Raw genomic sequence first — 14,434 nt, 5'->3', positions numbered from 1 at the left:
TTCCCGATTTACCGTTTATTTAGAGCTTTTCAGCAATTTGTCCGCACGTTCCTTCATGGATTTCACCGCGTCCGCCGTCGGCTTCTCTCCGATGAGCACGCGTTCGCCTTCTTCTTCGACGATCTTCTGAATTTCCGCAAGATGATCGAATTTGGTGTCGCGAACATAATCCACGTTCGCGAATACGACCCGCTTGAAGGAATCCACGTCGAACAGCTTCTCCGGATTTTCGCCCAGGATGAGAGACGCCACTTTGTCCTTGTCCGCCTTCTTCCAAGCCGGCACGCGACCTCCCGCTATCAAAGGCTCATTGCCTTCGGTTACGTACCATTGCATGAACTTCCATGCCGCGTCTTTGTTCTGGGAACGCGCGTTGATCGTCGTGAAATCCAGATAACCCGTGCCGCCGCCCAAATAAGCGCTATTCTCGGTAAGCTTCGGAGGCGGAGCGAACGCCGTAATGAAATCATGCGGATAATCCGTCGTATTCTTGATGTTGCGCAAGCTTGCCGTGCCGATCCAGTGCATCGCGACTTTGTTAGTCAGGTAGAGTTGAATCCCTTCCATCTTCGTTGCTTTAGCTTCCGCGATCGGCGGCTGCGCTTTGAGCGTTTTCTCGAGGTTATACATAATATCGAAATACTGCTTGAATGCCGGGTTATCGAAATTGCTCGTTCCGTCTTGTTTGTAGAAAGCGTCCGGGCCCAACTCGGTTTTCACCGCTTTATCGAGATATTCGAAGATTTTCGGCTGCAGCAGGTCGGTGTACGAGCCCCAACGCTTGTCCGCGCCGTCTCCCTTCGTCAGCTTAGCCGCGTAATCCATGTATTGATCCCAAGTCCATTGCTCGGGGATGGCCAAGCCCGCTTCGTCCAAGAAGGATTTGTTCAACGTCACGAAATCATTCAAGATAATAGCCGGAATATAATAGGTTTTGTCCTCGAACTTCGTGATCGCGTTCGATCCGAAATTCTCTTCCACGTTAAAAGCGCTTTTCTCGATATAGCTATCAAGAGGCTCGACCATGCCTGCGTCAATCCGCTTGGACAGCTTGTCCATGCGGTAGTTAATGAACAGATCGACTTGATCGCCCGCCAGCAACGCCGTTTCAAGCTTCGTATTGCCGCTTTCGTCGTTCACGAAGCGAACGTATTCGACCTGAATGTCCGGATTGGCTTTGTTCCAGTTCTCCACCGCTTGTTTCGGTCCGTTCTCCTCCGGGACTGCTCCCCAGAACTTCAATTTGATGACGTTATTCGAACCGTTTTCTCCCGCGGAGGCAGAAGGCTTACTATTATTATTATTATTATTGGAGCTACATCCCGTAACGATAAGAGCCAGAATCAACACGAGCATCAAACTAGACGTTTTCACTTTATTCATACGACATCTCCCTTTTCAGTTGTTGTTATCGTACATCGCATGGACCGATCAGCCCTTCACGCCGCTGGACACCACCCCCTCGATGAACCATTTCTGGCAAGCGAGGAACAAGAGGATGACGGGCAGTATCGAGCTGACCGCCGCCGCCATCATCAAGGTGTAGTCCGTTCCGGATTCATCGATGAAGTTGGTGAGCCCGAGCGGAATCGTATACAGCTCCTTAGAGGCCAGGAAAACGAGCGGGTTAACGAATTCATTCCAGTTCCAAGTGAAGCTCAAGATCACTAAAGACACAAGCGAAGGTTTCGATAGCGGAACGATAATGCGTATCCACGTCTGGAAGTGGCCTGCCCCTTCGATTTTGGCAGCCTCGGAGAAATCCTCGGGAATGCCCACGTAAAATTGCCGAAGCAGAAACACGCCGAATGCGGTAAACATCCCCGGCAATATCAATGCCGCATGGGTGTCGTAAATGCCGAGATAATTGAAAATGATAAACCGGGGCACCAACGTGACTTGATCCGGTATCATAAGCGTTGCCAAGAAAATGAAGAATACGGCATCTCTACCCTTAAATTGAATTCGCGCGAATCCATAAGCCGCGGCGGAACAAATGATGACCGTTCCCAACACCGTAATAATCGTTACCTTGACGGAGTTGAAATAATACAAATCGAACGGCTGCGATCCGTTCCAGACGCGCGAGTAGTTGTTCCAATTAAAGTTCTTCGGTATCCATTCGATCGGATAATTAAAGACGTCTATCGGTACTTTGAAAGACGTGGACAGCATCCAGAGAAACGGTAATACCATCGCAACGCCGAATGCGCCCAGTACAACGGTCAGCAGCAATTTTAACATAGCCGGGCGAACGCCCGTAACTTGATCGTTCAACACTTACTCCCCCTTTCCTAAGCGAACCGCTTAGTAGTGCACCCAGCGTTTTTGTCCTTGCCATTGCAGGAAGGTGATCAAGAAGATGATCAAGAACAATATCCACGCCATGGCCGACGAGTAACCCATCTTGTAGAAGTCGAAGCCCGTGCGGTACGAATAATACGTGAGCACCGTCGTCGAAGATCCCGGTCCGCCTTTCGTCATGACGAATACGGCGATGAATACTTGGAACGAATGAATGATGCTGGTAATCATGACGAAAAAAGTCGTTGGCGACAGCATAGGCAGCGTAATCTTGAAAAAACTCCTCATCGGTCCTGCGCCGTCTATTTTCGCCGCCTCGTACAAGTCCTTCGAAATCCCCTGAAGCCCCGCAAGATAAATAATCATGTTATAGCCTACGTTCGCCCAGATCGTCATGATCATAATGGCGGGTAACGCCCATGTACTGCTGGCTAGCCATCCCGGCGGATTATCAATCCCGACGCTCCTGAGAAAAGAGTTGATCGGTCCCATCGTCGGGTTGTACAACGTACCCCATACAATGGAGATGGCAACGATATTCGATACGTACGGCATGAAAATCATGAGACGAATCGGCGATTTCATGTAGACGCCTTTATTCAATCCGATAGCCGCAAGCAAGGAAAGGATGATCGTGGCAGGTACGGTAACCGCCGCGAACACAAGATTGTTCGTCAAGCTGTCCACGAACCACTTGTCCGACCACATCTCGATGAAGTTATCAAGCCCTATGAAGCGCAGCCCCTTCAATCCGTCAAGGAAATTCCAATCGGTAAAACTGATAATTAGCGATAATATAATCGGAATGATCGTAAGAACTCCGAATCCCGCTATGCCCGGTAAAATAAACAGCCATCCGGCCAACGTGTCTGATTGCTTCTGCGTGCGAATGTGTATCGCTCCCCTTTCCGGCTGATATAGCTTTATGGTAGCGCTTTCCCCCATCGCCCGAAAACTCACGATCCCCCTGAAAACGGATACGATTCTCTTTTCATTTCTACCGCCCGCCCGCTCTTAGGCACCGATCTTACGATAAAAAGACACGATTCTTCGAATTCGCCCCGGTTCGTTTACATCCCTGTCCCCAGATCCTATACTGAGTGGATGTAAGCGCTAGCAAGACAAGGAGATGAATTCAATGAAACCGATCGCCGCGTTCGGAGAAGTACTGATCGATCTGCTGTCCGTCGATTCCAAACATTATATAGCGAACCCCGGAGGCGCTCCCGCCAACGTTGCCGCAGCGGCAGCCCTGCTCGGGGTTCCGAGCTTCTTTATAGGCAAAGTCGGAAGAGACGCCTTCGGAGCGTCCATCCGCCGCAAGTTGACGGAAGTCGGAGTAAATACCGACTATTTACTTGAAGCGTCCGATAAGCGCACGACGTTGGCTATCGTGACTTTAGCCGAGGAAGGCCAAAGGGACTTTGCCTTCTATAGGAAGGACACCGCCGACCTATGCATGGCCTCCGAGGAAATTCCCCTCGAATTATTGGACGAGGCGGGCATATTCCATTTCGGCTCCCTTACCTTGACGGCAGAGCCGGCCCGCACGACTACCCTGCTGGCAGCGCGCGAAGCCGGGAGAAGAGGCTGCTTGGTCAGTTACGATCCTAATCTGCGATTAAACCTGTGGGATTCGGAGCAACAAGCGAAGAGTGCCATACTAGAAGCGATGGAACTTGCGGATTTGGTAAAGATTAACGAGGAAGAACTATGCTTTCTAACGGATACGGACTTCAACGGCGCTCCATCCCTTACTCATGAAACCCGGGCGCAGTACCTGAGCTCGCGCTGCGGATTGAAAGCGCTGGTCGTCACTTTGGGTGCCGAAGGCTGTTTCAGCGTCACGGCGCGCGGAGTCGAGAAATTCCAGGGCATGACCGTACAAGCCGTCGATACGACCGGGGCAGGGGATGCTTTCGTTGGAGCGTTGCTCAGCCGCATAGCGCGCGAATTGCCTTCCCCACATGAATGGACGGACTGGCTGGAGGCTCCCGGGAATTGGACGCTTGCAGTGAAAGCCGCCGTACGCTATTCGGCTAGTTCGACTGAATCCTACGGAGCCATCGACTCTTACGTATCGGCGCCGTTCCTATCGATGGAGGAGGATCGCTAAACAACTATGCCTTTCATCAGCCTGCGCACCAAATGGATGATCGCCTTCGTCTTGTTCGTGCTGATTCCCATCTTGGGAGCGAGCGTGTACGCTTATCAAGCGATCGAGAACGTTCTGCGGAAGCAGGTCGAATCGTCCGCCGAAGAAAGATTGCACCAGATCAACTTAAATATTGAACGCAAGCTGCAGACGATGATGCACGCAACCTCATCTCTCGTAATCGACGAGAACGTCAAACGGGTGCTAGTTAATCCCCCCGTTACGGAACGGGATAAGCTTAATAACACCCATACGATGGATAAAAAGTTCCTAGAGATGTCAACGGCGATCGCCAGCGACGACCTCTATTTCTCCGTCTTCGATAACTATGGTACCTTATATACGAACTGGGGAAGGTCTCCCGGGGCCAAAGATGTCCTAACGAACTCCGACTGGTTTCACCGGACGATCGAAGAGAACGGATATATGGTATGGACCTTGAATCATGACAATTATGCCCTTCCCGGGAAACATCCCTTGCTGACCGTCTCCATGGTCGTGAGAGACGAGAGCAATCAAAGCATCGGCCAGTTAGCGATCAGCGAACCTACGCAAGCCTACTTGGACGTACTGCAGTCGGGGGATCCTTCCCTAACCGGCTACGGATTGCTCGTCGGACCGGACGATAGCGTTCTTACCTATTCTCGCGATGAGGCGATGCCCTTATACGCCTCTCTCAAACCGATCATCGACGAATCCGCGGATAACACCTTAAGCACGAGCGTAAACGGGAACAAATACGTGCTCAGTACCTACTCGCTGCCCATGACCGGTTGGCGGGTCATTCAGATCGTGCCTCACGAAGCCGTCTTTCGCGAAATCGATAAAATACGCAACGTAAGCACGATTATTTTCGCGGTGAGCATGGTCGTGTTCATCGGCATGATCGCGTTCTTCTCCAATATGCTAACAAAACCCCTTAGAAAGTTAAGAGTCGTGATGAAACAAGTGGAGAAGGGGCACTTGGACGTTACGGCGGATATTCGAACCCGGGACGAAGCGGGATTGCTCGGACAAACGTTCGACAAGATGCTTGTGCGGCTGCAGAACCATATCAATCGGGAAATCGTCTTAGAACGCCATCGGGAACAAGCCAAATTGGAAGCTCTTCAAGCCCAGATCAACCCGCACTTCCTGCACAATACGCTGAACACCATCCGCTGGATGTCGATCATGGCCGGTACGAAGCCGATCACGGAAATGCTGCTGTCGCTAGGCCACCTTCTGGACATGAGCATCCATCGCGGCCAAGACCGGATCCTTTTGCGGGAAGAGATGAAGAACGTTCGCTATTTCATGACGATTCAGCGGTATCGGTTCGGGGACAACGTGACCGTGATCGAGCAATTGGACGAGACGACCTTGGATGCCCTAGTTCCTAAGCTCTCGCTGCAACCGCTCGTCGAGAACGTCTACCGCCATGCTTCCTTTCAAGAAGGCAAAGGCGAAATGATCATCCGTTCGACGGTAAGTCCGACCGGAGTGTTGACATTGGAAATCGTTGACAACGGATTGGAGATCAACAAGGAAAAAATCAAGGATATTATGGAGAGCATTGAGAAAGAAGAGCTCCATCCTACCTTCTCGAATGTCGGCCTGCAAAACGTTCACAAAAGAATTCGCATGATGTACGGAGACGCTTACGGTTTGCAAATCCAACGTTCGGAAGCCGAGGGCAGAACTTACGTAACGATCAGACTGCCGCTTCAGAGGGAGGAGGACATCGATGAAGATCGTGGTGGTTGAAGACGAAGTACTGGTACGCAGGGGAATCGTCTCCGGCATACCTTGGGCGGAGCACGGAATCGAAGTGGTCGGCGATGCATCGGATGGCCGCACCGGGCTCGAACTGGTCCGCAGCCTTAAGCCGGACATGGTCATTACGGATATCCAAATGCCGATTATGGACGGCTTGGAGATGATTCGCCATATCCGCAAGGAATTTCCGGATATGATCGTTATGATCTTAAGCGTGCGGGAGGATTTCAGATCCGTTCAAGACGCGATTCGCTTGGGCGTTATCGATTACGTGCATAAATTAACGATGAGCCCCGAGGAACTGCTTGAATCCGTGCTGCAAGCGAAGGATTCAAGGAGCGTCCAGGAGAAACCGACGGAAGCGATCGATCATGGAACCCTGTCCGTCTCCTCGAACTCTCTGACGGATTGGCTTGAAGTCGCAACGGCGGACAATGAACCTGCTCCCCGGGAAGAGGAGATCAACGGCGGTCGTCGTTACTCCGTTGGCATTATTCGGACAACCGGGGATAATCGGGAGCACCTGGCTCGCCTGCTTCTCGATTCGACGGCTCACAAGGGCTTGCGCGAGGCGAAAATGCATCAAAACGATCGCGAGGCGGTCTTCATCGCGACGGCCAACGGCGATGGAGACGATGGAAAGCTCATCTTAGAACGGTGGAAGGACGACCTCGCCGACGCCATTCACCGTTTAGGCGACGAGGGACAATGCCTCTCCGTCGCGATCAGTCCGCTGCATCTCGATAAACAAGATAAGCTTCAAGCTTACCATGAGGCGTTAGAAGCTTTGAGCCTTCGGTTTTATACGGGTCCCGGTTACGTTCACGTTTACGCCAACCGCGTCCTTGGTTCCGAGCGAGAACTTAACGATAGCTATGCCTCGTTCGTTTCGCCGATGGCAATCCGCGCTTATTTAGCCGCGCTGGAACAAACGGACGAAGCGTTCGCGCGCCTTCGCTTCGAAGAGCTGTTTCCTCTTCGTCCTCCCGAGGGGATGCCTCCGCACCTCGTCCGCGACCGGATCGTGCAATGGCAATCCTCCGTCACGCTGCTGCTTGGCGAATGGGGACTCCCCTTAACGGGATGTGGCAGGACAGCTCGGCCTTCGACCGATTGAACCGGTTGGAGACTTATCCCGAGCTGCGCGAATGGTGCCTGCGCTTGCATACCGTAGCCAGAGAGCTCTGGGATGACGTTTCCCTCCGAAGCCGGCGAAGCGATATCGAACAAGCCATCCGATGGATCAAAGAAAAATACAATCAGCCTTTGCGTCTACAGGATATCGCCGCCCAGGTCAATTTAAGCGAAAACTATTTCAGCTATCTCTTTTCCAAAAACACGGGTCAAACTTTCGTTCACTATTTGCAGCAATTGCGCGTACAAAAAGCAAAGGAGCTCATGCGAGAGAGCTCCTTGCCTTGGTTCGAAATCGGGGAGCGCGTAGGCTTCGACAATCCGAAATATTTCGCGAAAATCTTTAAGCGCTTTACCCGGCTTACCCCCGCCCAATATCAACGCAACAAGTAACCGAGAACGATTATCCTTCTACCTCTTCCGCGTCTCCGTCAACCGGAATTGGCCGACCAACTGCTGCATGAATCCCGTAATCGCTTCGACGTTGTTGGAGGTGTGCCGAACGTTAACGATATCCGTCAGCAACTCCTGGACCCTGCCTTCTACTTCCGTGGAAACGGTGCGGTTCTCGATGCTTACGTTGGCCACCTTCTCCATCAGGATGACGACCTCGTCGATGACCTGCGTCTTAAGAGAGTCGTCCGCTTTCGCGTCTCCCAACGTTTCCGTCGCCGCGGCAACAAGCTCCGTGCCTTCCAGCACAACTTTCGTGCCTTCGGTAATCGATGCGTATGCTTCCTGCGCGTTCATGGATATTTTCCCAACGAAACCGTGAACCTCTTCCGTCGATTTGCGGGTCAGATCGGCGAGCTTGCGAATTTCGCTGGCTACGACCGCGAAGCCCCTTCCGTGCTCTCCGACTCTCGCAGCTTCGATGGAGGCGTTAAGAGCAAGCAAGTTGGTTTGCGAAGAGATTTCCTCGATCACGTTCAGAACACCGCGAATTTCGTTAGCCGTATCCATGAATACCCGAATCGTCTTGTTCGTATCGGCGACGCGCACGGAAATCTCCGACATCTTATCTCCGATCCGCCCGACCTCGCCCTGCGCGATCGTAATCTGCCGCGACGCTTTCTCTTCGAGCATAAGCAGCGTCTGCCGCATTTCGTCCGCGACATCCTTGGCCACGTCGATATCTTTAAGCTGCCTTCGGATGCTTCGGATCATATCGTTGACTTTCCCGCTTACGCGCTCCGTCGAGGATGCCGTCGTGACCGTCGACTCGTTAAGAATCTGTTGGCTGGCAGACACGTCGCCCGCGGCCAGCTTTACCTTAAGCATGATCCCCTCGAGCGAGTCGATCATATTGTTAATCCATTTCGCCAATTCTCTCGATTCGTCGTTGTCGAACTCTTTCGTATCCAATCGCTGGGTCAGATCGCCCTTTCCTTCCGCGTTAATCCGAATAAATTGGCTGATTTTCCGAACGGGTCTTACGATTCTGCGATCGGTACGGCGATGAACCATGCTCACCACGAATACTCCGAACAGAAGATTTAACGCTAATGCGCTTAAAGCGGTAGCCATCGCAGAAGCCGATCCCGCAATCAAGAACAGCAGAACCGCGGAAACGATGCCGAAGCCGCCAAGCAGAATGGCATGAGGCCAGAGCTGACGGTAAGCGATACCTCGGATCCGGTATACCTCCTCCAGATCGCCCTCGCACATCATCCCCCAGACGTCCGGACAATGCGGCAATTGAAAGGTCGTTCCTTTGCCGATAACCGAAATATGCCGATAATCGGAATACCCGGGAAACTTCACGAACAGATTGCTTCCGTTTTTGATCGTATTCGCCACGCCCGGATGAAGCCGTCCCGTTGCCGGATCGGTGAACATCAGCTCCAGCTCCGTATGCTCCTTAACGGATACGATGCCCCAATCGGTCGTTACCCCGTCTTTAAGATTCTCGCCATGCGTGAACGTGCGATCTTCGAACCGGCTTCGAGACAATGCCGTACCCGGAGCGATTTGTTTGTTCAAAGCGGGTTTGGCCATGAATATATAATTGTCCCCGGAGTCCGGATAGACGTGCCCGGATTCCCGTTGAATCAGATCCCCGATGACATCGTTGGGAACGCGAGCACACAGCGCTCCCGCCCAGGCACCGTCCTTCGCGAGCGGAAGAATGAACAGCAAAGTCATCTTATCGTGGAACGGCGAGGAGCGCGAACCGATCTCGAGCGTCATCGGATCTCCGTATGGCCCGAACAGACACTTGCGACCCTTACTCTCTTCGCCGACGGAGTATTCCAAACCCGCGGACAATAGCGAACCCGAGCCGTACCGATGACCGGCGTGCGGGGAGTGCGTGGAATACTTGACCGTATTATCCGCGTCCAGCAGGAAGATCTCCGTTAAATCCGTAGCCCTGGCGTACGTAGCGGCGAACAATCGATTCCAGCTCTCCGTATAACCATTGCCTCCGTTCGTTTTCCCGCTCTGCGCAATCGCTTCCGCCGACGACATCTGCTCGTGCAGTCTCTCCAGATGCCTCCAGTATTCTCCTGTCCAGTCCTTGAGCACTTGGACGCGAGTTTCGGCAATTCCCTCGAAGATGTCTTCCACGTCTTCGGTCAGCTGCGCGTTCAACCGATAAGACCGCCATAACGGCAAACCTTGTTTCCACCCTAGCCAATCGAACATAGCTCCACCCCATGTCTAAAGTCTTATGTCTATGGCAGATATTGTAACACAAGTTCCCCTATGCGAAAGAGTATATTTACTAATATTTCGATATAATCAGACGTTTCATGACACGGAATGGGTTTATAAAGAGTGATCCCGTTGGCGAGGTACCCATATTTGTTTACATCGCTTATTTATGGAAGATATATTCACTTGGATAATTCAAAAAGCCTCCGACATCGGAACTTTCCCGATACTCGGAGGCTTAGATTATGCTTAGCGTTACTTCACGAAACCAAGCAGCATTTCGCGAATCATCTTGGAGGCGACGATCGGCGTCATCTCCGTCGGATCGTATATCGGGGCAACTTCGACAAGATCGAACCCGACGACGTTCACGCCGGAACGGGCGATCGCGTGAATCGCTTCGAGCAATTCCTTCGTCGTGATTCCTCCCGCTTCCGTCGTTCCGGTTCCCGGAGCCGCGGAAGGATCGAGCACATCGATATCGATCGTTACGTAGACAGGGCGACCTTCCAATGAAGGAAGCTCCCGCTTTAACGGTTCGGCGACTTCGAACGGATGGAAATGGATGCCCGATTCCTGAGCGTAAGTCCAATCCTCCTTGGAGCCGGAACGGATGCCGAACTGATAAATGTTGGACGGCCCCATGAGCTCCGCTGCCTTACGCAACGGCGTAGAGTGGGAAAGCGGCTCCCCCTCGTACTCCTCGCGAAGGTCGGTATGGGCATCGAAATGAATAATCGCGAGATCGGGATATTTCTTGTATACCTCTTGGATGACCGGCCAGCTGACGAGATGCTCCCCGCCGAGCCCTACCGGAATTTTGCCGTCCGCCAGAACGCCGCGAACGAAATCGCCGATAATATCGAGACTCTTCGCCGCGTTGCCGAAAGGAAGCATAAGGTCGCCGGCATCGAAGTAAGCCAAGTCGACGATACTGCGATCCAAATAAGGGCTGTATTCTTCCAATCCGACGGAGGCTTCGCGAATTCTTCCCGGGCCAAATCGGGAACCGGGACGGAAAGATACGGTATAGTCCATCGGCATACCATAGATGACGGCTTTGGAAGCCTCGTAGTTATCGGAACTGCAAATAAACACGTTGCCGGAGTAGGCTTGATTTAAACGCATGGTGAATCTCCTTTAGAGTTAATCGAACTCGTTATCTCGTTATTTTAATCGCTTTATTTCGTTAAATCTTCCACGAACTTAGGAAGCACGAACGCCGCCTTATGCAAGCGAGGCGTGTAGTATTTGGTATCGATTTCCGGAATCGCGCTCTCGTCGACGGCAAGCGGATCGTATTTCTTGCTTCCCATCGTGAACGTCCACAAGCCGCTTGGATAAGTCGGAATGTTGGCCATATATACGCGGACGATGCCGAATACTTCCTTCACGTCGCGATTAACGCTCTGGATCAGATCCGCCTTGAACCAAGGGTTATCCGTTTGGGCCACGAAAATCCCGTCTTCTTTTAAAGCGTCATAGATGCCTTGGTAGAAACCTTTAGTGAAGAGGTTGACCGCGGGTCCGACCGGCTCCGTAGAGTCGACCATGATGACGTCGTATGCGTTCTTATGGTCGTGGATGTGCATGTAACCGTCGTTGACGATGACTTCGACGCGAGGATCTTCCAACTTGCCGGCGATCGAAGGCAGGAACCGCTTCGAATACTCGATGACTTTGCCATCGATATCGACAAGAACCGCTTTCTTCACTTGCGGATGCTTCAGTACCTCGCGAATAACGCCGCCGTCGCCGCCCCCTACTACGAGCACGTTCTCCGGATTCGGATGAGTAAACAGCGCGGGATGAGCCACCATCTCATGATAGACGAATTCATCCTTCTCGGTAGTCATGACCATTCCGTCCAGCACGAGCATATTGCCGTACTCCTCGGTTTCGATCATCGCCAGTTCTTGAAAGTCCGTTTGCTCGTGGACCATCGTCTGTTTAATTTTCATCGTTATACCGAAATTTTCGGTTTGCTTTTCCGTGTACCACAGTTCCATGGAAGACATGCCATCCCTACTTTCTATGAACTGAAATGCTACCGTTATATTGTACCAAACAAGAAGTATTATATAAAATCATCGCGGTTTTGCAACCTATTCGCGTAAACGGTTCGTTAATGATTTTTTAAACCGTCCTCCGCTCCGTTGAAAAATCGGTTTCCGACGGATAGCCAATGGCGTCCTTTTCCATACTAAGGAAGTTAGGAGCGATCACGGCGATCGGAAGGAGCGGAGCACGATATGGAAAATAACGCTGAAAAAGCGAAGGAACGAGCGGAGCCCGCGACGCGCTGGGAGAAGCTTCGGCGCCGGATAGGTTGGATGACGTTGCTAGCGATGCTAACGTTAGCCGGAGGCGCGGTTCTGTTCTTCCGCTTCGGCGACTTACCCGCGGGAGCGACGATGCAGACGACGCAGATCGTCGACGCGAACGGACAATTGCTCGCTTCCTTGCAAGGCGGCGTAAATAGACAAATCGTGAAACTTTCCGATATTTCCCCATGGCTCGTCAAAGCCACGTTAGCCGTCGAAGACCGTCGCTTCTACGAACACGCGGGAGTCGATCTGCGCGGGCTCGCTAGAGCGGCATGGGTCGATATGCGGCATATGTCCAAACAGCAGGGAGCCAGCACGCTTACGCAGCAGTTGGCGCGCAATCTCTACTTGTCCCATGAAAGGACATGGTCGCGCAAGCTGAAGGAAGCCTGGTATGCCGCCAAGCTTGAACAAACCTATACGAAGAACGAAATCTTGGAGCTGTACTTGAATCAAATCTATTACGGCCACGGAGCATACGGCGCGGAAGCCGCGGCCAAGCTCTATTTCAACAAGCCGGCCAAGGAGCTATCGATCGCGGAAAGCGCCATGCTGGCAGGCATCCCGAAGGGACCACGCTACTACTCGCCCCATCTTCATCCTGCGGATTCCCGAGCCAGACAACGCAAAGTGTTGCAGGCAATGCGCAACACGGGCTATATCACGCGAGAACAAACGACCAAAGCAAGCGCCACTACGCTACAAGTCCGCCCATTGCCGGAAGAAGAGGAACGAGCGGCTCCTTACTTCGCGGATTACGTGAAGAAGATCGCCATCGAGCAGATCGGCATCGACGAGCGTCTCATGAACGAAGGCGGTTTAACGATCCGCACGACTTTGGATTTGCAAATGCAGCAGAAGGCCGAAGCCGCCGTTAAGAAAGGCTTGAACGGAGGCAATCTCGAGCTGCAAACCGCGTTGATCGCCATCGATCCCCGCAACGGCTACATTAAAGCCATGGTCGGAGGCCGCAACTATCGCAGCAACCAGTTTAATCGGGTATTCGCCCGCACTCGCCAGCCCGGCTCCTCCTTCAAGCCGATCTTGTACGCATCCGCCCTGGAGCAGAGAACCGTAACTCCGGTTACCCGCTTTCGCAGCGAGCCGACCTTATTTTACTTCGACCATGATCGTCAAATTTACCGTCCGAGCAACTACAATGGCCGCTATTTTAACGAAGAGATCGGCTTACGCCAAGCCATCGCGGCTTCCGACAACATCTATGCCGTCAATACGATCATGCGGGTCGGTCCGGAGGCCGTTGTCTCGATGGCGCGCAAGCTAGGGATCACGTCGCCCCTCAAGGCGGTTCCCTCCTTAGCTCTCGGCACCTTTCCCGTTAGTCCCTTCGAGATGGCATCGGCTTTCTCGGTGTTCGCTAACGAGGGCCGCAGAACCTCGCCGATCGCGATTACGAGCATTCAAGACCACGACGGCAAAATTCTGTACGAGTCCCACCCTCTCGAGGAACAGGTGCTGGATCCGGCATTATCCTACGTGACGACCAACTTAATGGAAAGCGTGTTCGACCGCGGAGGAACCGCACACCGCGTAGCCAACCTATTGAAGAGGCCGGTCGCGGGAAAAACGGGCACGACCAATTCGGACGCCTGGTTCGTAGGTTATACGCCCGAACTAACGACCGCCGTATGGATCGGCTACGACCGCGGAAGGGCAATCACTTCGAGCGAAGCCCATCGCGCCGCCCCTATCTTCGCTCGATTCACGGAAGCCGCTCTTGAGGGTACGCCTCCTCATGTTTTCCCTATGCCCGAAGGCGTCGTCAACGCCTACATCGACCCGGCCACGAATTTATTGGCGGCTTCCGGTTGTTCCGGCCAAGCGGTTATGGAGTCGTTCTTGGCGGGCACGGAGCCGACGGAGTCCTGCGCTCCCGCCGGAGGAGCTTCCGGCGAACACGGCGGCGCCGGCGCAGAGGGCCGCTCCATCTGGTCGAAGTTCCGCCGCTGGGTAGGCGTATAAGCAGAACAGGGAGTAGCGGGAAACTCTTTCCGCTTACTCCCTGTTCTAAAAGGCGACTGGATCAATTAGCAAAAAAGGGATTGACGCCGCCGTGAGTAACGTGCTAAATTGAATTTGC

The 14,434-nt window shown here is 52.9% G+C and carries 11 protein-coding genes; 5 read left to right on the top strand and 6 right to left on the bottom strand.

Annotation, left to right across the window (positions count from 1 at the left end; translation table 11 throughout):
* Positions 1–15: 15 nt before the first annotated feature.
* The 3 genes from HH215_RS25460 to HH215_RS25450 are packed head-to-tail and all read right to left on the bottom strand — an operon-like array spanning position 16 to position 3,264.
* Positions 16–1,383: an extracellular solute-binding protein gene (locus tag HH215_RS25460; RefSeq protein WP_169282447.1), complete on the bottom strand. Its 1,368-nt coding sequence runs from the start codon at positions 1,381–1,383 to the stop codon at positions 16–18.
* 48 nt (positions 1,384–1,431) lie between these two features.
* On the bottom strand, positions 1,432–2,277 hold the full coding sequence (locus tag HH215_RS25455) for a carbohydrate ABC transporter permease (protein ID WP_254450223.1): 846 nt from the start codon (positions 2,275–2,277) through the stop codon (positions 1,432–1,434).
* 30 nt (positions 2,278–2,307) lie between these two features.
* Positions 2,308–3,264, bottom strand: a complete 957-nt coding sequence (locus tag HH215_RS25450; protein ID WP_254450222.1) for a carbohydrate ABC transporter permease — start codon at positions 3,262–3,264, stop codon at positions 2,308–2,310.
* A 178-nt stretch (positions 3,265–3,442) separates the two neighbouring features.
* Between HH215_RS25450 and HH215_RS25445 the strand changes: the two genes are divergently transcribed.
* Genes HH215_RS25445 through HH215_RS25430 form a run of 4 tightly spaced genes read left to right on the top strand, consistent with a single transcriptional unit; the run spans position 3,443 to position 7,744 of the window.
* Complete coding sequence (locus HH215_RS25445) at positions 3,443–4,420, top strand: carbohydrate kinase family protein (RefSeq protein ID WP_169282446.1); 978 nt, start codon at positions 3,443–3,445, stop codon at positions 4,418–4,420.
* 6 nt (positions 4,421–4,426) lie between these two features.
* Positions 4,427–6,205, top strand: a complete 1,779-nt coding sequence (locus HH215_RS25440) for a cache domain-containing sensor histidine kinase (protein ID WP_169282445.1) — start codon at positions 4,427–4,429, stop codon at positions 6,203–6,205.
* Positions 6,186–7,334 (top strand): response regulator, encoded by a 1,149-nt coding sequence (locus tag HH215_RS25435; RefSeq protein WP_169282444.1) that lies wholly within the window; start codon positions 6,186–6,188, stop codon positions 7,332–7,334. The genes HH215_RS25440 and HH215_RS25435 overlap by 20 nt, the downstream gene beginning before the upstream one ends.
* Entirely contained in the window at positions 7,301–7,744 is a 444-nt protein-coding gene (locus tag HH215_RS25430; RefSeq protein ID WP_169282443.1) for a helix-turn-helix domain-containing protein, read from the top strand. Before HH215_RS25435 ends, HH215_RS25430 begins: the two co-directional genes overlap by 34 nt.
* 18 nt (positions 7,745–7,762) lie before the next feature.
* Here the strand turns inward: HH215_RS25430 and HH215_RS25425 are convergent, their stop codons facing one another.
* From HH215_RS25425 to speE, 3 genes are all read right to left on the bottom strand, one after another.
* Positions 7,763–9,997, bottom strand: a complete 2,235-nt coding sequence (locus HH215_RS25425) for a methyl-accepting chemotaxis protein (protein ID WP_169282442.1) — start codon at positions 9,995–9,997, stop codon at positions 7,763–7,765.
* Between the two features lie 264 nt (positions 9,998–10,261).
* A complete protein-coding gene (speB, locus tag HH215_RS25420) occupies positions 10,262–11,134 on the bottom strand; it encodes an agmatinase (RefSeq protein WP_169282441.1) in 873 nt (290 codons plus the stop codon).
* A 53-nt stretch (positions 11,135–11,187) separates the two neighbouring features.
* Positions 11,188–12,015, bottom strand: coding sequence for a polyamine aminopropyltransferase (speE, locus tag HH215_RS25415; protein ID WP_169282440.1), 828 nt, complete (start codon positions 12,013–12,015; stop codon positions 11,188–11,190).
* Between the two features lie 243 nt (positions 12,016–12,258).
* On the opposite strand from speE, the gene HH215_RS25410 reads away from it, so the two are divergent.
* Entirely contained in the window at positions 12,259–14,316 is a 2,058-nt protein-coding gene (locus tag HH215_RS25410; protein WP_169282439.1) for a transglycosylase domain-containing protein, read from the top strand.
* Positions 14,317–14,434: the final 118 nt, after the last annotated feature.

Origin of the sequence: Cohnella herbarum (genome assembly GCF_012849095.1) — a bacterium.
GTDB lineage: Bacteria > Bacillota > Bacilli > Paenibacillales > Paenibacillaceae > Cohnella > Cohnella herbarum.
This window is presented reverse-complemented; position numbering and strand designations above follow the sequence as displayed.